16 protein-coding genes are annotated in these 18,882 nt (G+C 65.1%); 8 read left to right on the forward strand and 8 right to left on the reverse strand.

Features of this window, described 5'->3' with window-relative positions; genetic code table 11:
* Positions 1-16: 16 nt before the first annotated feature.
* Positions 17-1,342, reverse strand: a complete 1,326-nt coding sequence (locus ACK4FZ_RS10160; protein ID WP_409820472.1) for a PLP-dependent aminotransferase family protein — start codon at positions 1,340-1,342, stop codon at positions 17-19.
* Between the two features lie 54 nt (positions 1,343-1,396).
* Complete coding sequence (locus ACK4FZ_RS10165) at positions 1,397-2,179, reverse strand: substrate-binding periplasmic protein (protein ID WP_409820474.1); 783 nt, start codon at positions 2,177-2,179, stop codon at positions 1,397-1,399.
* Positions 2,180-2,405: 226 nt separating this feature from the next.
* Here ACK4FZ_RS10165 and ACK4FZ_RS10170 point away from each other — a divergent pair, with 226 nt between their 5' ends.
* The 4 genes from ACK4FZ_RS10170 to ACK4FZ_RS10185 all read left to right on the forward strand — a co-directional run bounded on the left by ACK4FZ_RS10170 (position 2,406) and on the right by ACK4FZ_RS10185 (position 5,552).
* Positions 2,406-3,026 carry an FMN-binding negative transcriptional regulator gene (locus ACK4FZ_RS10170; protein ID WP_409820476.1) on the forward strand — a complete coding sequence of 207 codons (621 nt, stop codon included), beginning with the start codon at positions 2,406-2,408 and terminating at the stop codon, positions 3,024-3,026.
* A 52-nt stretch (positions 3,027-3,078) separates the two neighbouring features.
* Positions 3,079-3,630 carry a YaeQ family protein gene (locus ACK4FZ_RS10175; RefSeq protein ID WP_409820478.1) on the forward strand — a complete coding sequence of 184 codons (552 nt, stop codon included), beginning with the start codon at positions 3,079-3,081 and terminating at the stop codon, positions 3,628-3,630.
* Positions 3,631-3,745: 115 nt separating this feature from the next.
* On the forward strand, positions 3,746-5,128 hold the full coding sequence (argH, locus tag ACK4FZ_RS10180; RefSeq protein ID WP_144370734.1) for an argininosuccinate lyase: 1,383 nt from the start codon (positions 3,746-3,748) through the stop codon (positions 5,126-5,128).
* A 163-nt stretch (positions 5,129-5,291) separates the two neighbouring features.
* Positions 5,292-5,552: a hypothetical protein gene (locus tag ACK4FZ_RS10185; protein ID WP_017507822.1), complete on the forward strand. Its 261-nt coding sequence runs from the start codon at positions 5,292-5,294 to the stop codon at positions 5,550-5,552.
* A gap of 103 nt (positions 5,553-5,655) precedes the next feature.
* Here ACK4FZ_RS10185 and ACK4FZ_RS10190 read toward each other — a convergent pair whose 3' ends face one another.
* The gene (locus tag ACK4FZ_RS10190) at positions 5,656-5,859 is read right to left on the reverse strand and encodes a 2-hydroxymuconate tautomerase family protein (protein WP_409820481.1); all 204 of its coding nucleotides are present in this window, start codon (positions 5,857-5,859) and stop codon (positions 5,656-5,658) included.
* Positions 5,860-5,880: 21 nt separating this feature from the next.
* Positions 5,881-6,795, reverse strand: coding sequence for a DMT family transporter (locus ACK4FZ_RS10195; RefSeq protein WP_409820483.1), 915 nt, complete (start codon positions 6,793-6,795; stop codon positions 5,881-5,883).
* 99 nt (positions 6,796-6,894) lie between these two features.
* Here ACK4FZ_RS10195 and ACK4FZ_RS10200 point away from each other — a divergent pair, with 99 nt between their 5' ends.
* A complete protein-coding gene (locus ACK4FZ_RS10200) occupies positions 6,895-7,749 on the forward strand; it encodes a LysR family transcriptional regulator (protein ID WP_409820485.1) in 855 nt (284 codons plus the stop codon).
* Between the two features lie 202 nt (positions 7,750-7,951).
* Positions 7,952-9,988, forward strand: a complete 2,037-nt coding sequence (locus tag ACK4FZ_RS10205) for a methyl-accepting chemotaxis protein (protein ID WP_409820488.1) — start codon at positions 7,952-7,954, stop codon at positions 9,986-9,988.
* A 66-nt stretch (positions 9,989-10,054) separates the two neighbouring features.
* Here ACK4FZ_RS10205 and ACK4FZ_RS10210 read toward each other — a convergent pair whose 3' ends face one another.
* Genes ACK4FZ_RS10210 through parC form a run of 3 tightly spaced genes read right to left on the reverse strand, consistent with a single transcriptional unit; the run spans position 10,055 to position 15,262 of the window.
* Positions 10,055-11,386, reverse strand: coding sequence for a sigma-54-dependent transcriptional regulator (locus ACK4FZ_RS10210; RefSeq protein ID WP_409820490.1), 1,332 nt, complete (start codon positions 11,384-11,386; stop codon positions 10,055-10,057).
* Positions 11,383-12,912: an ATP-binding protein gene (locus ACK4FZ_RS10215; protein ID WP_409820492.1), complete on the reverse strand. Its 1,530-nt coding sequence runs from the start codon at positions 12,910-12,912 to the stop codon at positions 11,383-11,385. The genes ACK4FZ_RS10210 and ACK4FZ_RS10215 overlap by 4 nt, the downstream gene beginning before the upstream one ends.
* A 4-nt stretch (positions 12,913-12,916) precedes the next feature.
* Positions 12,917-15,262: a DNA topoisomerase IV subunit A gene (parC, locus tag ACK4FZ_RS10220; protein ID WP_409820494.1), complete on the reverse strand. Its 2,346-nt coding sequence runs from the start codon at positions 15,260-15,262 to the stop codon at positions 12,917-12,919.
* An 83-nt stretch (positions 15,263-15,345) separates the two neighbouring features.
* Here parC and ACK4FZ_RS10225 point away from each other — a divergent pair, with 83 nt between their 5' ends.
* The gene (locus ACK4FZ_RS10225) at positions 15,346-15,807 is read left to right on the forward strand and encodes a GNAT family N-acetyltransferase (protein WP_409820497.1); all 462 of its coding nucleotides are present in this window, start codon (positions 15,346-15,348) and stop codon (positions 15,805-15,807) included.
* An 82-nt stretch (positions 15,808-15,889) separates the two neighbouring features.
* Here ACK4FZ_RS10225 and ACK4FZ_RS10230 read toward each other — a convergent pair whose 3' ends face one another.
* Positions 15,890-16,624 carry a BPSS1780 family membrane protein gene (locus tag ACK4FZ_RS10230; protein ID WP_409820839.1) on the reverse strand — a complete coding sequence of 245 codons (735 nt, stop codon included), beginning with the start codon at positions 16,622-16,624 and terminating at the stop codon, positions 15,890-15,892.
* A 201-nt stretch (positions 16,625-16,825) separates the two neighbouring features.
* On the opposite strand from ACK4FZ_RS10230, the gene tkt reads away from it, so the two are divergent.
* Complete coding sequence (tkt, locus tag ACK4FZ_RS10235; protein WP_409820499.1) at positions 16,826-18,817, forward strand: transketolase; 1,992 nt, start codon at positions 16,826-16,828, stop codon at positions 18,815-18,817.
* The last annotated feature ends 65 nt before the right edge of the window (positions 18,818-18,882 follow it).

Genomic DNA, 18,882 nt, shown 5'->3' on the forward strand with positions numbered 1-18,882 from the left:
CGCCGCCTGGCGGGCGTCAGTCCGCCGGGCGGCGCATCGCCCGCGCCAGCCAGTCCAGCGCCGGCTGCTGGCTGACATCGAAATAGCTGGCGTTCAGCCGCAGGGCGTGGCGCCCGGCCTCGTCCGGCTGGCACACGGTACCGGGCGCCAACTGGATATCCAGCCGCTGCGCGTCGGCGGCCAACTGCACGCAATCGGCCGGAATGCCGCTAAGCCAGACAAAATAGCCGCCTTCGGCCGGCTGCAACTGCACCCCGGCCGGCAAGGTTGGCCGCAACCGCGCTTCCAGCTCGCCCACCCGCTGCGCCAGTTGCTGGCGCAGGCGGCGCAGACCGGCCTGATGCCGGCCGCCGGCCAGCATCTCGGCCAGCGCTAATTGGTTGGGCAAAGGCGAGGCCAGCGTCTGCGCCAGCTTCAGCCGCCGTGCCCGCTCGCCATAGCGGCCGGGCAGCAGCCAGCCCACGCGGTAGCCAGGCGCCAGCGACTTGGAAAACGTACCGCACAGCAGCACGCGGCCGTCGCGGTCGTCGGCCTTCAGCGGCAGCGGCGTCTGCTCGTCAAACCCCAGCCAACGGTAGGCATCGTCTTCGATCACGGCGATATCGTACTGCTGCGCCAGCGCCAGCAACTGGCGCCGCGTTGCCGGTGGCAGGCTGCGCCCGTGCGGGTGGCCGTAGGCACTCATCAGCGCCAGCGCCTGCACCTCGCCACGTACCAGCGCCTGCTGCAAGCTGCGGGTGTCGATACTGCCATCGGCGGCCAACACCAGCGGCAGCATCGCTACGCCTTGTTCCGCCAACCCCCCCAGCAAACCGGGGAACGCCGGCAGCAGTACCGCTACCTGCGGGCGCGCCACGCCGTGCGTCACCGCCGCGATGGCCAGCGACAGCGCCTCCATACCACCACAGGTGACCAGCACTTCGTCGGCGTGCACTTCCCAGCCTTCGCTGTAAGCCTGTTGCACGATCTGGCGCCGCAGCGCCGGCAGGCCGGCCAGTGCCGGCTCGGCCAGCGCCTGCGCGTAGTAGCGCATGGCGGCAATGAAGGCATGGTTCAGCGGGCGGGTGTCGTACAGGGCTGGCTGGATGAATGGCGCCCCCAGCGCGGCGCCGCCGGCTTCGCCCAGACCGTCGGCGGCGGCGGCCACCACGTAGCCGCTGCGCGGCCGGGCCTCGACATAACCCAGCCGTTCCAGCTCGTAATAGGTACGCCGCGCGGTATTGAGGCCCACACCGTATTGCTGCACCAGCTGGCGCAGCGAGGGCAGGGTGTCGCCACGGCGATAATCACCGCGATGAATGCTGTCGATGATGCCTTGCGCCAGATCGCCGTATTTGCTCACGCTGTCCTGCCTGCCGGATCAAAACAGGCATTATGCCGTCGGGGCGGGCAAACTTCAGCGTGACCTGTCGATCTGGGCAAAGATGGCGTGGCGGGTCTGGTTGATCAGCAGCTCTAGCTCGCCGGTATCTTTCATTTTCTTCAGTTCGCGGTTGAAACGGCGGATCAGCTCGGCGCCCTGCGGGTGCTTGCGCCAGATCACCACGCACAGCGGGGTGCTCCAGTATTCGCGCGGCTGCGGCACGATGCGGGCGGCCATAGACGGCGGCAGGTGCAGCCGGGTGGTGAGCTGGCCGGCCTCGCCCTCCATCGGAAACAGGTCGATACGGCCGGCGGCCAACTTGCGCAGGTTGCTGACGTCGTCGGTGGCGACGTCCACTTTCAGGGTGCCGCTTTCCTGCAGGCGGGTGAAGGTATCGGAGTAGAAATTGCCGGCCGTAATGCCAAAGCGGTAGGGAGCCAGGTCGTCCAGCGTTTTCCAGTTGTAGTTCTCGCCCAGGCGCTGGAACAGCACCATGCGGAACGGCAGCACTTCTTCGCTGAACAGCAGGTCGCGCAGGCGGTCTTCATTGGGCGTCCAGCCCAGGCTGCCGTCCACATCGCCGTTGCGGGCCATCTGGATGGTGCGGTTGTTCGGGTACCAGCCGTACTTGACGGTCACCTTGCCACGGCGGAACACCTCGCTCACCACCCGGCTGAGGATGCCGCCGAACGGCAGCTTTTCGCCCATGTAGGGCGCGTACTCCTGATTGGAAAAGCGCACCGTCAGCGGTTTTTCCGCAGCGAATGCCGCAGTAGATACGAGGAATGCTGCCAGCCCAGCCCATTTGCGCCACATGGCATGCTCCTGCCGTTTATCCCTGACTTCAGACTAGGTGGCAGCGCCGGGGACACCAAGATATTTATCGAAACAGTACCACGGCGAATGGCACCGCTATCGCGATAGCAAGTGGCCCTGTTGCTCGGTACCTGTTAATGCTATTTCTGTTTCCATGCCGAACAGGCAACCAAGCCAGGTTGGCATACAAGCTGCTGCCAGCACGCAGCCGTAACCAGGAAACGCCATGCCGCTCTACCAGCCCCCTGCTTTTCACAGTGATAGCGCCAACTGCCAGGCATTGGCCGCCCGTTTCCCGTTTGCCACCCTGATCACGCCCACGCCGGATGGCCCCTGGCTCAGCCACCTGGTGCTGCTGGCCGACCCGGCACAGCCGGGCTGCCTGCTGGGCCACCTGGCGGCGGCCAACGGCCACGCGCAGGCGCTGCAGCATTACCCCAGCGTGGCCGTGTTCCAGGGCGAGCACGGTTACGTGTCGCCACGCTGGTACCACAGCGCAGGCGGCGTACCCACCTGGAACTACCGCGTGGCCCACGCCCACTGCGGCGTGGCCGACACGGTAGCGGGTGACGCACTGACCGCGCTGCTGGCCACGCTGACGCAACCGTTTGAAGGCGAGGGCGGCTGGCACCCCGGCCTGTTGCCGCCGCAGGCCCTCACCGGCATGCAGCGCGCTATCGTGGGCTTCCGGCTGCCGGTGCTGCGTTGGGAGGGCAAGGACAAGCTAAGCCAGAACCGCCACCCGGCCGACCGCGACGGCGTCATCGCCGCGCTGCAAACCGGCAGCGACGCCGACCGCCAATTGGCCGTCGCCATGCAGGCCGCGGCCGCCAGCGCACAGGCATAGGCCGGCAAAAACCGTTACACTGCAGGGCTTTACGCCTTACCGAAAGCCCTGCATGGCACTGAAAGCCACCATTTACAAAGCCGACCTCGCCATCGCCGATATGGACCGTGGCTACTACGACAGCCACAGCCTGACCATCGCCCAGCACCCGTCGGAAACCATCGAACGCATGATGCTGCGCATCGCCGTCTTCGCCCTGCACGCCGGCGAGTACATGGCCTTTACCCGCGGCATCAGCGATGACGACGAACCGGACCTGTGGCAAAAGAATTTCAGCGAGGAAATCGAGCAGTGGATCGAGCTGGGCGAGCCGGATGAAAAGCGCCTGCGCAAAGCCTGCGGCCGCGCCGGCCAGGTGTGGCTGTACAGCTACGGCGGCCGCGCCGCCGATATCTGGTGGCAGGACATGGCCGGCAAGGTTGGCCGCTTCGACCACCTGAACGTGCTGTCGGTGGCGCCGGACACCCTGGCCGAGCTGGCCACGCTGTGCCAGCGCAGCATGCAGCTGAGCGCCACCATCCAGGACGGCGTGCTGTGGCTGTCGTCGGAAATGGGCAATGTGTCGGTCAGCCCGCAGCGGCTGTACGGCAGCGGCGAGCGCTAAGCACGGCATGCATGCCGGTTAAAAATTCGGCCACGGTGGCGCCTTATCGGTAGCGGCTGGCTTATAATCCTTACCCAGAATCGCCATACATTTACAGACTTGGGACATTTTCACCATGCAAGACGCGCACGCCTGGTCCGGCCGCTTCACCGAGCCGGTCTCCGAACTGGTCAAGAAATACACCGCTTCGGTCACTTTCGATAACCGTTTGGCCGAGTTCGACATCGAAGGCTCGCTGGCGCACGCCGCCATGCTGAACAAGTCCGGCGTGCTGTCCGACGCCGACCTGGCCGCCATCCGTGACGGCATGGCGCAGATCATCGCCGACATCCGCGCCGGCAACTTCGACTGGAGCGTGGACCTGGAAGACGTGCACATGAACGTCGAGCGCCGCCTCACCGACAAGATCGGCGACGCCGGCAAGCGCCTGCACACCGGCCGCAGCCGTAACGACCAGGTAGCCACCGACATCCGCCTGTGGCTGCGCGCGCAGATCGACGCCATCGTGACGCTGATTGCCGAGCTGCAAACCAGCCTGCTGGACCTGGCCGAGCAGCACGCCGACACCGTGATGCCGGGCTTCACCCACCTGCAGGTGGCACAGCCGGTCACCTTCGGCCACCACATGCTGGCCTACGTGGAAATGCTGGGCCGCGACGCCGAGCGCATGACCGACTGCCGCAAGCGCGTTAACCGCCTGCCGCTGGGCGCCGCCGCGCTGGCCGGCACCACCTTCCCCATCGACCGCCACTACACCGCGCAGCTGCTGGGCTTTGACGACGTGTGTCACAACTCGCTGGACGCCGTGTCCGACCGTGACTTCGCCATCGAATTCACCGCCGCCGCCAGCCTGGTGATGGTGCACTTGAGCCGCCTGTCCGAAGAGCTGATCTTGTGGATGAGCCCGCGCGTCGGCTTCATCGACATCGCCGACCGCTTCTGCACCGGCAGCTCCATCATGCCGCAGAAGAAAAACCCGGACGTGCCGGAGCTGGTACGCGGCAAATCCGGCCGTGTTGTTGGCCACCTGATCGCCCTGGTTACCCTGATGAAGGCGCAGCCGCTGGCCTACAACAAGGACAACCAGGAAGACAAAGAGCCGCTGTTCGACACCGCCGACACGCTGATCGACACCCTGCGCATTTACGCCGACATGATGCGCGGCATCACCGTGAAGCCGGCCGCCATGCGCGCCGCCGTGCTGCAGGGTTTTGCCACCGCCACCGACCTGGCCGACTACCTGGTGAAAAAAGGCATGCCGTTCCGCGACAGCCACGAAGTGGTAGCACTGACCGTACGCCACGCCGAGCAACAGGGTGTGGACATTGCCGACCTCAGCCTGGACACGCTGCGCCAGTTCAGCACCCTGATCGAGCAGGACGTGTACAGCGTGCTGACCCCGGAAGGCAGCCTGGCGCAACGCGACCACGTGGGCGGCACCGCGCCGAACCAGGTCCGCTTCCAGATTGCCCGCCACCGCGCCCGTCTAGCTGGTTAAGCAAGCAATTTCCATAGAAAACCCCCGGTATTTACCGGGGGTTTTTATATTGTCATCCACGCATGACACACTGTTACCGTTTGCCCTGCGGCCAACCTTGCCAGCCGCCATCCGGCAGGGCAATACTGATGACGCCTTATTGCCAACCCAAAGGACGACTACCATGCGCAAACTGCTTGCCCTGGCCCTGCTGGCCTGTGTTTCCACCGCCACCTTTGCTGCTGACGCCAGCTGCGAAGCCAAAGCCACCGAGAAGAAACTGGCCGGTGCCGCCAAGAACAGCTTCGTGAAGAAGTGCGAAAAAGACAGCAAAGCCGCCGGCGCGCAAGCCAGCTGCGATGCCAAGGCCGCCGAGAAGAAACTGGCCGGCGCCGCCAAGAACAGCTTCGTGAAGAAATGCGTGAAAGACGCCGGCGCCGCCTGATCACCGCCCGCCTGTCACCACCAAGCCCCGCCAAGTGCGGGGCTTGGTTTTGCTGCGGCCAACCTTGCACCAACGCAAGCGGCCACGCGGCAAGGTCACGGCGCTAGCTGCCGCGCGCACGGCGTACGGTGACGCTCTCGCCACCGATGCCCCAGTTATCGGTGTCCACCTCGTCGATCACCACCACGGTGGTGGCCGGGTTCTTGTTCAGCACCGTCTGCAGCAGCAGCGTCACGCCGGCAATCAGCTCGGCCTTCTGCTCGGCGGTCGCGCCTTCACGGGTAATCTTGATATTGACGTAGGGCATGATGACTCCAGGGTTCAAGGTTCAGGGTTGGCCGCAGGCCGCCACCGGGCGGGCCTGGAGCGAAGCAGGTACCGGGCGCGACACCCACCAGGCGCCCAGCGACACACACAACAAGGCCGACGCCAGTGTGGCCGTCAACGGCTCGTGCAGCAATGGTACGGCCGCAATGCCGGTCAGCACCGGGATCAGCGCCATCAGCGCCGCCACCCGCGACGGGCCCAGCAAATCGACAGCGCGCAGATAACACAGCATGGCCACAATGGCCGGGCTGATGCCGTGAAACAGCGCCTGGCTGACGATCATCGGCCACGGCGTCGCCGCCAGGCCTTTGGGCAAGCACAGCAGATACACCGGCAAATAGAGCAGGGTGGACGCCAGCGTCACAAAGCTGGTTAGCAGCCATGGCGCGTAGCCCCAGCGCTTGGCCAACAGCGCGTACAGCGCCCACAGCACCCCTGCAGTGAGCAACATGCCATCGCCCAGCCATTGCCCCGGCAGTGCCTGGCCGGCAAACAGCGGCCAGCCCAGCAGGGCCAGCCCCAGCGCCATCACCGCGTAACCTGGCAGGCTCGCCCGCTGCGGCCAACCCTGGCCCAGCAGCAACAGCAGCAGCGCCATCAAGAACGGCTGGATACCGGCCACCAGCAAGGCCAGGTGCGCCGCCGGCACCCAGCGTACCGCGCTGTAGCACAGCAGGCAGAAGCCGATGCAGCCGATCAGCGCCAGCAGCCACAAGCGGGCATCGCGCCACGCCGCCAGTGGCGGGCGCGGCAGGCACAGCAACACCACGCTGGCGGTGCCCAGCCGTAGCGCCAGCAGGTCGTAGGCGGTCAGCGGCGTTTTGCCGCCCAGACGGGCCATCAGCATGAAGCCGCTCCACAGCAGCAGGCAGGCAAACAGGTACAGGTAACCGTGGTGGCGGGTGCGCTCGGACATGACCGTTCTCGATAAGGTAACAAGGTGTCACTATGCGCGCCGTTTTTCATCCTGAAAAATGAATTAATATGATGGCAAGCATTTTAATTGGAGATTGATATGGAGTTGAGCGACCTGGCGATCTTTCAGGCGGTATTGCAGGAAGGCGGCATTACCGCCGCCGCCCGCCGCCTGCACCGCGTGCAATCCAACATCACCACCCGTATCAAGCAACTGGAAGACAGCCTGGGCGTGGCGCTGTTCGAGCGCGACGGCCGCGGCGTACGGCCCACGGCAGCGGCGCAGGTGCTGGCCGGCTACAGCGAGCGGCTGCTGGCGCTGGCCGACGAAGCGCGCAGCGCCGTCGCCAGCGACACCCCGCGCGGCAGCTTGCGGCTGGGCGCGATGGAAAACACCGCCGCTGTCCGCCTGCCGCCGCTGCTGGCGCAGTTTCACCAGCGCTACCCGCAAGTACAGCTGGAGCTGCGCACCGGCCCCACCGCCAGCCTGGTGACGGCGGTGCTGGCCGGCGAGCTTGATTGCGCGCTGGTTTGCGGCCCAGTCAGTGACCCGCGGCTGGAGAGCCAGCCGTTTTGCCACGAAACCCTGCTGCTGATCAGCGCACTGGGTGCACAAGTCGGACCGGAACACGGCCCGCAGACTTTACTGGCTTTTGATCACGGCTGCGCCTACCGCCAGCGGCTGGAACGCTGGCTGCAAGAAAGCGGCTGCGTGGTGTCACGGTTGGTCGAGCTGGACTCCTACCACGCCATGATCAGCTGCGCCGCCAGCGGCATGGGCATTGCGCTGGTACCGGAGGCACTGCTGGCACAAACTCCGGCAGCCAGCCACGTTGCCCGCCACCCGTTGCCGCCCCATCTGGCCGCAGCAGCGACGGTATTCATACGGCGTAAAGGCGTTCGCATGCCGGCAATTGACGCATTTGCATCCGCACTGGCCACATTGCGGCAATAACATGCCAATAGCGAACACAGTATATAAAAATAAATATCTTTAAGAATCAGCCACCTAGCGTGCATTTGTTGATGATTATCAATGGTGGGGACGTCATAAGGACATATGATATTCCTATGTGATTCTATAAATTGCACCCACAAGAAAAACACAGTGCAGCAGAATTCCGTGATAACCACCACCCACCAACTCACTATCCACTATGTCCAAGCTCTCCTTCTCCGGCCTGTCGCTGGCGCAGAAACTCAGCCTGATCCTCAGTATTGCCCTGTTCGTCATTCTCGGCCTGGCCGGCCTGATCGTTGCCGGCTGGCTGTCGGAGCGCATCGAACAGCGCGCCGTCAACACCATGCAGCAAACCAACCAGCAGGTAGTCGATACCATCGACGCCTACGCCAGCGTGCTGGAAGGCAGTGCCCGCAATAGTGCCGCACAACTGGCGGCCAACCTGCCGGGCACCTTGCGCGCCGATGCGGCCAACCCGGTCACCATCAGCGGTCACAGCGCCCCGGCGCTATACAGCGGCGACGTGCTGCTGAACGGCAACGAAAGCCAGGTGGACCGCTTCACCCAGGCCACCCGTGGCGTCGCCACCTTGTTCGTGCGCAGCGGTGACGACTTTGTCCGCGTCACCTCGTCGCTGAAAAAAGAGGACGGCACCCGCGCCGTGGGCACCCAGCTGGACCACGACCACCCGGCCTACGCGCAGCTGAAGGCAGGCCAGGCCTATACCGGCCCGGCACGCCTGTTCGGCCGCGATTACATGACCCACTACCTGCCGCTGCAGGACGCCGCCGGCCAGGTGGTGGCGGTGGTGTTTGCCGGTATCGACTACACCGACGGCCTGAAAGCGCTGCGTCAGAAGATCCTGTCGCTGAAAATCGGCGACAGCGGCTACGTCTACGTGCTGGACGCCAAGGCACGTCCGGGCGAGCTACTGATCCACCCCAGCAAGGAAGGCAAGAACATGCTGGACAGCGTGGACGCCGACGGCCAGACCTTCGTCAAGACCATGCTGTCGCAACAGCAGGGCCTGATCCGCTACAACTGGCTGGACCCGGATAAAACCACGCCGCGCGTGAAGCTGGCGACCTTCGTGTCTTACCCGCGTTGGGGCTGGCTGGTCGCCACCAGCGCCTACCAGGACGAGCTGGTGCGCGAACCGCGCGAAATGCAGGTGAAGATGCTGCTGGGTACGCTGCTGGTGATCGCGCTACTGATTGCGCTGGTATTTGTGGCCATGCAGCGCTGGGTCAGCCAGCCGCTGTCGCGCCTGGTAGCCACCACCCGCCGCGTGGCCGCCGGCGACCTCACCGTCAGCATTGCCGTGGATCGCCACGACGAAATCGGCGAGGTGCTGCAGGCCAGCAACCAGATGTGCCAGGAACTGCGCCAGCTGATCAGCGAGGTCAACCAGAGCGTCGATGGCCTGGCGCGCAACGCCCAGGGTTTGGCCGCGCTGTCGGAAGACGTATCCGGCAGCTCGCAAGAGCAAAGCCGCGCCGTGGCCGCCATGGCGGCCTGCGTCGAGGAGATGACGCAGAGCATTAGCCAGGTCAGCCAGTACGCCAGTGACGCGCGCGAGCTGGCCATCCAGTCCGACCAGGTGTCCAAAACCGGCGAGACCATCGTTGGCCGCACCGTGCAGACCATGCGCGAGATCGCCGACGCCAGCGGTAGTACCGCCGCCACCGTTACCCAGCTGGGCGAGCGTTCGGAGCAGATCAGCCGCGTGGTGACCGTGATCCGCGACATTGCCGACCAGACCAACCTGCTGGCACTGAACGCCGCCATCGAGGCCGCCCGCGCCGGCGAAATGGGCCGTGGCTTTGCCGTGGTGGCCGACGAGGTACGCAAGCTGGCCGAGCGCACCACGCAATCGACGGTGGAAATCAGCGACACGGTACAGCGCATCCAGGCCGAATCGCGCGAGGCGGTAGAAAGCATGAACAGCGGCGTGCTGCAGGTAGAAGCCGGCGTGAAGTCGGCCAGCGAAGCCGGCGCCAGCCTGCAAAGCATCCGCGACGGCGCCCGCAAGGTGGAAGAATCGGTGGTGGGCATTGCCGAGGCGCTGCGCGAACAGAGCACCGCCAGCATGGACATCGCCCACAACGTGGAGCGGGTGGCGCAGCAGGCCGACCAGAACCACCACAAGGCGCACGACGCCTCGCTGGCCGCCTGCGAAATGACCGCCATGGCGCAGCAGCTGCGGCAGTCGGTATCGCGCTTCAAGATCTGAGCCGCCTACGGCACAAGAAAAAACCCGGTCTTCACGGCCGGGTTTTTTCTTGTGCGGCACCGGGGCTTACTTCATCCCCAGCCGCTCCAGCCGGTAACGCAACGAGCGGAAGCTGACGCCCAGCAGCTTGGCGGCCTGGGTACGGTTGCCGTCGCATTGCTGTAGTGCCGCCTCGATGGCCACGCGCTCCACGCGGTCCAGGTAGTCCTGCAGTGTTTCGCTGCCGCTGGCTACCGGCGGCACCTCGCCGGCCACACTGGCAGCGGGGCCGCTCAACTGCAGGTCATCCGGCTCGATACGGCTGTCGCTGCATAAGGCCACCGCGCGTTCCAGGATGTTTTCCAGCTCACGGAAGTTGCCGGGGTAATGGTAGGCCAGCAGGGCCTTTACGGCTTCCGGCGTCAGCCGCGGCCGTTCGCTGTCGCTACCGGTGAAGCGGTCGAGCAGGGCGCCCACCAGCCGCGGGATGTCCTCGCGCAACTCGCGCAGCGCCGGCATCGCCAGGCTGATGACGTTCAGGCGGTAGAACAGGTCCTGACGGAACAAACCATCCTGCACGGCTTGTGCCAGGTCCTTGTGGGTGGCCGAGATGATGCGCACGTCGATGTGTTCTTCCTGGGTTGCCCCCAGCCGACGTACGGTTTTTTCCTGGATCACGCGCAGCAGTTTCACCTGCATGGCCAGCGGCAGGTCGGCAACTTCATCCAGAAACAGCGTGCCGCCGTGCGCCTGCTGGAAGTAACCGTCGCGGTCGGCGTCGGCGCCGGTGTAGGCGCCTTTCTTGCTGCCGAAAAACTCGCTTTCCACCAGCGTTTCCGGAATGGCCCCGCAGTTCACCGCCACGAACGGCTTACCGGCGCGCGGGCCTTGCTCGTGGATCAGCCGCGCCGCTTGCTCTTTGCCGGTACCCGATTCGCCGCTGATGTGCACGGCGGCCTGGCTGCGCGCCAGCTTGGCAATCAGCTTGCGCACTTCCTGGATGGCCGGTGCCTCGCCCAGCAGGCGTTCGTTGGTCAGCGCCGGGTTGGCCGCACTATCCGGCAGCTGGATGGCCGACTTCACCAGCGCCCGTAGCGCCGCCAGGCTGAGCGGCTTGGCCAGGTAATCGAAAGCGCCGGCCTTCATGGCCGCCACCGCGTTTTCGGTACTGCCAAACGCCGTGATCACCGCCACCGGAATGTCCAGCTGCTGACTGGCAATGTGCTCCACCACCTGCAGGCCTTCACCATCGGGCAGCCGCATGTCGGTGAGCACCAGGTCGGGGCGGCTACTGGCCAAGCGACTGCAGGCCTCTTTTACCGAGGCGGCGGTATCTACGTCCAGCCCCATCTTCAACAAGGTCAGTTGCAGCAGTTCGCGAATATCGGGTTCGTCGTCAACAATCAGTACGCGGCTCATGTCTCTTTGGGCAGAATCAGGCGAAAGCAGCCGCCGGGTGGCAGGTAGTCCAGCCGTGCGCCATTGGCTTCGGCCAGCTCGCGGGCGATGTACAGCCCCAGGCCGGTGCCGCTGCTTTCCGTGGTGAAAAAGGGTTCGAACAACTGGCTTTGTACGTCGGGGGCGATGCCAGGGCCGTCGTCGACGACATGGATGACGTCGTGGGTAATCTCGATGCGGACCGCGCCAGTGCGTCCGCTGCCGTAACGCCAGCCGTTGCTGAGCAGGTTAGTGAGGATTTGCTGTAGATGGCCGGGATCGAAACGGGTGCGCACCACGGCCTGGTAGTGGGTCAGAATGCGGCCTGCCGTATCGGGGTTGGCCAGCGCAAAACTTTCCAGCAGCTCGGGCACAAAGCGCCCCAACTCGATGCTTTCCGGGCGTACCCGGTCGCGGCGGTTGAGCTGCAAGACCTCTTCTACCAGCCGGTTAATGCGGCGGGTGTTGTCTTGCACCATACCGGCAAGGCGGCGGCTGGCCGGATCAGAGGCGTCTTCAGCCAGCAGTTCGCTGGCGTGGCTGATGGCGGCCAACGGGTTGCGGATTTCGTGGGCGATATTGGCGGTCAGACGGCCCAGCGCTGTCAGCTTCATGCGTTGCGCCTCGGCAGCGTGCTCGGCAACATTCTGCAGAAACAGTACCAGTAACTGGGTGCCATTTTCTTCTAGCGGCACCATGCGACCAATCAACTGCTGGCCACGCACATTGCTTTTGACCGCTTGAGCGTACGGCGGGCAACCGGCGCGCTGCCAGCGCACGATCAGCGGCATCAGCTCTGGCACCGTGGTATCGCGCTGCACGCGGCCCAGCAAGCGTTCGGCGCGGCTGTTGAAATGGCGCACCACGCCGTGACCATCCACCACCACCACCGCTTCGCGCAGCGCTTGCAGTACCAGCGCGTTGACGCGGTTCAGGCTGGCCAGCTCGTCGCCACGGGTTGCGGCCAACCTTTCCGATTCGCGGGCCTTGCGCGCCAGCAACCAGGTGGTACTGCTGGTGACAAAACAGGCGATGGCCAGCAGCGCAGCCTGGAACAGTTCGCGTGGCAGGCTGATGCCGTGCAGCATGTCGGCCAGCACGCTGGCAAATACCGCCAGCGTGGCCATGGCGGCGTGGAACAGCGCCAGCCGCCCCGGCACCAGCATGCCGGCTACCGCCAGGAACGGCAGCAGCAGCATGCCGAAACCGCTCTGCACGCCGCCGTACTCGTGCATGTACAGCACCAGCAGCGCGATGTCGCCGGCCAGGCTGAGGGTGATGCTCCAGCTCAACGGCAACCGGGTGCGGCCCAGCAGCAGGCCGAATACCGCCAGCCCGGCGTACATGCCCAGCCAGCCCGACAGCCAGGCATTGCGGCCTTCCAGAAACGGCATCGCCCACTGCGTCATCATCAGCAGGGCGGCGATGCTGGCCACGCGGAACAGGTTGTAGTAACGCAGCGCCCGCCCGGAGGTGAGCAGCGCGGGCTGCAGGGCAGGGCTGCTCATCGGCTTAGTCCGGGTTGCCGATGCGGCCAACCGTCCACTTCTTCGGCATCAGCTTGCCCTTGCGGCCGCGCTTGCCGTCAAACTCAGCCAGTGCCAGCTTTTCGTCGCCCACCTTGCCGCGTACCGACACCGTGGCTAGCAGCGCTTTTTCGCCGTGCACCAGGCCGACCGCGGTCAGCGCCTCGCCGTCGTCCAGCGCCATCAGCATCAGGCCACGGCCCTTGGCTAGCTCTTTCAGCTCGCTGGCCGGGAACGCCAGCAGGCGGCCGCCGTCGCTGGCGGCGACCAGGCGCACGCCGTCCAGGTTGGCCGCAGCCGGTACCGGTGCCAGCACGGTCTCGCCGTCGTCCAGCGTCAGGAAGGCCTTGCCGGCTTTGACGCGGCCGGCCATGTCGCCAATCTTGGCGATAAAGCCGTAACCGCCGCTGCCGGCCACCACAAAGCGGGTGTCTTCCTTGCCGGACAGCATCTGCGCCGGCTTGGCGCCATCTTGCAGCTCGACCAGGCTGGCCACCGGCACGCCGTCACCACGGCCGGTCGGCACGTCAGCCGGGTCGATGGTGTAGGCGCGGCCACGGCTATCGAGCACGATCAGCGGCCACACAGTGCGGGTTTCCACCACCGTATGCAGCGCGTCGCCGTCCTTGAACGCCAGCGCCGACAGATCGACGTTGTGGCCCACGCGGGCGCGCACCCAGCCTTTTTGCGACAGGATGATGGTGACCGGCTCGTCGGCCACGGTTTGCGTCAGCACCGCGCGTTCGGCCACCTTGATCTCGCTGCGACGGGCGTCGCCGTACTTGGTGGCGTCCTCGCGGATTTCTTCGGCCATCTTGCCGCGCAGCGCGGCTTCGCTGGACAGCAGGTGGCGCAGGTTGTCGCGTTCCTTGCGCAATTCGCCCAGCTCTTTTTCCAGCTTGAAGCCTTCCAGCCGCGCCAGCTGTCGCAGGCGGATTTCCAGGATGTCTTCGGCTTGCGCTTCGGACAGGCCAAAGGCCTTGATCAGCTCCGGCTTGGGCTCGTCGGACTCGCGGATGACGCGGATGACTTCATCGATATGGATGAAGGCGATCATGCGCCCTTCCAGGATATGGATGCGCTTGTCCACCTGGCCCAGGCGATGGTTGAGGCGGCGGGTGATGGTGTGCTGGCGGAATTGCAGCCACTCGGCCAGGATGGCTTTCAGGCCTTTCTGCGCCGGGCGGCCGTCCATGCCGATCATCACCAGGTTGAGCGAGGCGTTGCCTTCCAGGCTGGTTTGCGCCAGCAGGATGTTCATGAACTCGTCCGGGTCCTGGCGGCTGGACTTGGGTTCGAACACCAGCCGTACCGGGTGCTCGCCGTCGGACTCGTCGCGCACGCGGTCCAGCAGCGACAGCATCAGGCTCTTCAGGTTTTGCTGGTCTTGCGTCAGCGCCTTCTTGCCGGATTTCACCTTGGGGTTGGTGGCTTCTTCGATCTCGGCCAGCACTTTCTGCGCGCTGGAGCCGGGCGGCAACTCGGACACGATAACGCGCCACTGGCCACGGGCCAGCTTTTCCACTTCCCACTTGGCGCGCACGCGCACGCTACCGCGGCCAACCTCGTAGGCGGCCAGGATGTCTTCGTACGGGGTGATGATCTGGCCGCCGCCGGGGAAGTCCGGGCCCGGCACGTGCTGCATCAGCTCGGCGGTGGTCAGATTGGGGTTGGCTAGCAGCGCCAGCGACGCAGCCGCCACCTCGGACAGGTTATGCGGCGGAATCTCGGTGGCCATGCCGACGGCAATGCCGGAGGCGCCGTTGAGCAGCACCATCGGCAGGCGCGCCGGCAGCAGCGCCGGCTCGTCGAAGGCGCCGTCGTAGTTGGGCACGAAGTCCACGGTGCCCATGTCGATTTCGGCCAGCAGCAGTTCGGCAATCGGCGTCAGGCGCGCTTCGGTGTAACGCATGGCGGCGGCACCGTCGCCGTCGCGGCTACCGAAGTTGCCCTGGCCGTCGATCAGCGGGTAGCGCAGCGTGAAGTCCTGCGCCATGCGTACCAGCGCCTCGTAGGCCGAGCTGTCGCCGTGCGGGTGGTATTTACCCAGGATTTCACCTACCACGCGGGCGGATTTCACCGGCTTGGCGCCGTGGGTCAGGCCCATGTCGCGCATGGCGTACAGGATGCGGCGCTGTACCGGCTTCTGGCCGTCGGCCACTTCCGGCAGGGCGCGGCCCTTTACCACGCTCATCGCGTATTCGAGGTAGGCGCGCTCGGCGTACAGGTCCAGCGCCAGGCTGCCGTCGTCCAGCGCAACCGGGTTGGCCGCAGGCGGAGCGGGGGGCTGGGCGGCATTGCCGTGGTCAGCAAACAATTCGTTCTGGCTCATAGTGGGGTAGCAAACGTTGCGCAGAGCGCGCAGCGTGTTATGTTCGGATCACGAGAAAGTGACATATAAGCAAGGATTGTACTATGCCCAACCCCGTACGGTGGCAATGCCACGGTTTTCATGACTTTACCCCGCTAGCGTTGTACCAGGTACTGCAACTGCGCGACCAGGTGTTCGTGGTGGAACAGCAGTCCCTCTATGGCGATATCGACGGCATCGACACCGACTGCTGGCACCTGTCCGGCCGCGACGCGCACGAGCGTCTGCTGGCCTACGCCCGCCTGATCGCCCCCGGCGTGAAGTACCCGGATGCCGTCGCCATCGGCCGCGTGGTGATTCCGCCGCACGCCCGCGGCAGCGGCCTGGCCAAACCGCTGATGCAGCAGGCCGTGGCACACAGCGAGCGCTTGTTTCCGGGCCGCGCCATCATGCTGTCGGCGCAGCAGGACAAGCTGGGCTTTTACCAGCAGTTCGGCTTCCGCACCGTGTCCGAGCCTTACGACGACGGCGGCATCCTGCACGTGGACATGCGCCGCGACGCCTGAGCCCGGGGCCATGCCGGCCCGCGTGAAAAAGCACAAGGCCCGCCGCAATCGCGGCGGGCCTTGTCATGTTGGCCGCACACCATCAGCCGCGCTGCGGCAAGCCACTGCCAAACACGTCCTGCCACGCCACGTAGACCGACACGAACATGACTGGCAGCCATAACAACAGCCCAAGTCCAAACGGCAGCATGGCCAAAAACAGCAGTATCGCCAGTATCACACCGCACAACAACACAGCAGAAAGATTGATCCAACCACCCGCCAGGCTGCGCCGCATCGCGCGCAGTGGGTCGAAACTGCCCAGCACCACTGCCGCCGGAGCAAACCAGTACAGCAGCGATGTCATGAAGACACCGCCACCCAACAGGGCCAACCCGACGATCTGCTTACCCAGTGGCATGGCAGTCAACGCGTCACCTTCCAGATTGCCGCCAGCCAGCGCCAGCAGCGCCATGGCCATCAGCAACATCGCCGCCACCAGCAAGCCGCAGTAAGCCAGCCCCAGACCCAGCAATTGCCGTACGTGGCTGCGGCAGGCGTCGAATACGTCTTGCGGCCGCAAGGTCTCGCCACGGTCGGCACGCGCCGCCGCCAACACGAAGCCACCGGCAAAAACGGGTACCGTCAACAGGTTAAGCAGGGGGCCGATACTGCCCAGGCTGCCCAGCAGCGATTGCAGCAGCAGGTAGCACACGGCAAACAGTACCCAGGTCAGCGGTTGTTCACGCACCAGAAAAAACGCCTGGCGCAGCCATTGCCAGCCGTGCGACGCCGGCACCTTGCGCGGGGGCAGGGCATGGGCGGGTGGGGTCTGCATCACGATAAAACTCTCCGGTATCAAGGTACTAGCACGAGCGTAGTTTTATTACGCGTAAAAACAAAGGCCTGGCTTTGCGGTGCGGTTGCCGCGGTGCCGCAAAATCGGCGATAATTTCATGATTTCGCAACGGTTAGGCCGTCGGCAAAAGCGCTGGCCCAGCCGTTGTTCCGGTTCCCTACAAGTTGAGGTTTTCCCCGAATGGTCACCCGAACCGAGCTCGCCAACGCCGTGCGTTTCCTGTCCATGGATGCCGTGGAGAAGGCTAAATCCGGTCACCCCGGCGCCCCGATGGGCATGGCAGACATCGCCGAAGTCCTGTGGCGCGATCATCTGCAGCATAACCCCGCCAATCCGGACTGGTCCAACCGCGACCGCTTCGTATTGTCCAACGGTCACGGCTCCATGCTGTTGTACAGCCTGCTGCACCTCACCGGCTACGACCTTTCGATCGAAGACCTGAAAAACTTCCGCCAGCTGCACAGCAAGACCCCGGGTCACCCGGAGTACGGCTACGCACCGGGCGTGGAAACCACTACCGGCCCGCTGGGCCAGGGCATCACCAACGCGGTAGGCATGGCACTGGCCGAAAAGATCCTGGCCGCCGAATTCAACCGCGACGGTTTCCCGGTGGTTGACCATCACACCTACGTGTTCCTGGGCGATGGCTGCCTGATGGAAGGCATCAGCCACGAAGCCTGCAGCCTGGCCGGCACCTGGGGCCTGTCTAAGCTGATCGCGTTCTACGACGATAACGGCATCTCCATCGACGGCGACGTGGAAGGCTGGTTCACCGACGACACCCCGGCCCGCTTTGAAGCCTACGGCTGGCAGGTGATCCGCAACGTAGACGGCCACGACGCCGAAGAGTTGCAAATCGCCATCGACACCGCCAAGAAAGAAACCACCCGCCCGACGCTGATCTGCTGCAAGACCGTTATCGGTAAAGGCGCGCCCAACAAGCAAGGCGGCCACGATGTCCACGGCGCGCCGCTGGGTGCCGCCGAAATCGCCGCCGCCCGCGCCCACCTGCAATGGGGCTACGAGCCGTTCGTGATTCCGCAGCCGATCTACGACGCCTGGGACGCCAAAGCCAAAGGCGCCGCAGCCGAAGCCGCCTGGGACAAACTGTTCGCTGGCTACGCCGCGGCCTACCCGGAGCTGGCTGCCGAATACACCCGCCGCATGGCTGGCGAACTGCCGGCAGGCTGGGACGCCCACGTTGCCGCCAAGATCGCTGCCGTCAACGAAAAAGGCGAAACCATCGCCACCCGCAAGGCCTCGCAAAACGCCATCGCCGCGCTGGCCGAAGTGCTGCCGGAGCTGGTGGGCGGCTCGGCCGACCTGACGCCGTCCAACCTCACCAACTGGCCGGGCAATGTGGCCGTTTCACGTGAAACCGGCGGCAACTACGTGCACTACGGCGTGCGCGAATTCGGCATGGCCGCCATCATGAACGGCCTGGCCCTGCACGGCGGCGTGAAGCCGTTTGGCGCCACCTTCCTGATGTTCAGCGAATACGCCCGCAACGCGCTGCGCATGGCCGCGCTGATGAAGATCAACCCGATCTTCGTATTCACCCACGACTCCATCGGTCTGGGCGAAGACGGCCCGACCCACCAGCCGGTAGAGCAAATCGCCACCCTGCGCCTGATCCCGAACATGGCCGTTTGGCGCCCGTGCGACACCGTCGAGTCGCTGGTGGCCTGGGCCGAGGCGCTGTCCGCCAAGGATCACCCGTCCTGCCTGATCTTCAGCCGCCAGAACCTGCCGTTCGTCACCCGTGACGCCGCGCAGATCGACGGCATCAAGAAGGGCGGCTACGTGCTGCGTGACGCTGCCGACGCCAAGGCCGTGCTGCTGGCCACCGGTTCCGAAGTGGAACTGGCGCTGAAAGCGCAGGAAGCACTGGCCGCCGAAGGCATCGCCGTACGCGTGGTGTCCATGCCGTGCACCAACGCCTTCGACAAGCAGGACAAGGCCTACATCGCCAGCGTGCTGCCGGCAGGCCTGCCGCGCGTGGCGATCGAAGCCGGCGTCACCGACGGCTGGCGCAAGTACGTGGGCCTGGAAGGCGACGTGGTCGGCATCGACCACTTCGGCGAATCCGCCCCGGCCGGCGTGCTGTTCAAGGAGTTTGGTTTTACCGTGGATAACGTGGTTGCCAAGACCAAGAGCGTGATCCGCGCATAACAACAAGCCGCCCCCGTGACAACGAGGGGCGGCTTTTTATTCGTGCCCCGGACACGGACAGCCCC

Origin of the sequence: Vogesella sp. (genome assembly GCF_046297735.1) — a bacterium.
Taxonomy (GTDB): Bacteria; Pseudomonadota; Gammaproteobacteria; order Burkholderiales; family Chromobacteriaceae; genus Vogesella; species Vogesella urethralis.

Bases quoted from the DNA above. Each gene is read 5' to 3' on its own strand.
- ACK4FZ_RS10205 (WP_409820488.1), top strand. From the start codon at position 7,952: ATGTCCAAGCTCTCCTTCTCCGGCCTGTCGCTGGCGCAGAAACTCAGC.
- ACK4FZ_RS10165 (WP_409820474.1), bottom strand. From the start codon at position 2,179: ATGTGGCGCAAATGGGCTGGGCTGGCAGCATTCCTCGTATCTACTGCG.
- ACK4FZ_RS10225 (WP_409820497.1), top strand. From the start codon at position 15,346: ATGCCCAACCCCGTACGGTGGCAATGCCACGGTTTTCATGACTTTACC.
- ACK4FZ_RS10215 (WP_409820492.1), bottom strand. From the start codon at position 12,912: ATGAGCAGCCCTGCCCTGCAGCCCGCGCTGCTCACCTCCGGGCGGGCG.
- ACK4FZ_RS10230 (WP_409820839.1), bottom strand. From the start codon at position 16,624: ATGCAGACCCCACCCGCCCATGCCCTGCCCCCGCGCAAGGTGCCGGCG.
- ACK4FZ_RS10200 (WP_409820485.1), top strand. From the start codon at position 6,895: ATGGAGTTGAGCGACCTGGCGATCTTTCAGGCGGTATTGCAGGAAGGC.
- argH (WP_144370734.1), top strand. From the start codon at position 3,746: ATGCAAGACGCGCACGCCTGGTCCGGCCGCTTCACCGAGCCGGTCTCC.
- ACK4FZ_RS10185 (WP_017507822.1), top strand. From the start codon at position 5,292: ATGCGCAAACTGCTTGCCCTGGCCCTGCTGGCCTGTGTTTCCACCGCC.
- ACK4FZ_RS10175 (WP_409820478.1), top strand. From the start codon at position 3,079: ATGGCACTGAAAGCCACCATTTACAAAGCCGACCTCGCCATCGCCGAT.
- tkt (WP_409820499.1), top strand. From the start codon at position 16,826: ATGGTCACCCGAACCGAGCTCGCCAACGCCGTGCGTTTCCTGTCCATG.
- ACK4FZ_RS10190 (WP_409820481.1), bottom strand. From the start codon at position 5,859: ATGCCCTACGTCAATATCAAGATTACCCGTGAAGGCGCGACCGCCGAG.
- ACK4FZ_RS10195 (WP_409820483.1), bottom strand. From the start codon at position 6,795: ATGTCCGAGCGCACCCGCCACCACGGTTACCTGTACCTGTTTGCCTGC.
- ACK4FZ_RS10170 (WP_409820476.1), top strand. From the start codon at position 2,406: ATGCCGCTCTACCAGCCCCCTGCTTTTCACAGTGATAGCGCCAACTGC.
- parC (WP_409820494.1), bottom strand. From the start codon at position 15,262: ATGAGCCAGAACGAATTGTTTGCTGACCACGGCAATGCCGCCCAGCCC.
- ACK4FZ_RS10210 (WP_409820490.1), bottom strand. From the start codon at position 11,386: ATGAGCCGCGTACTGATTGTTGACGACGAACCCGATATTCGCGAACTG.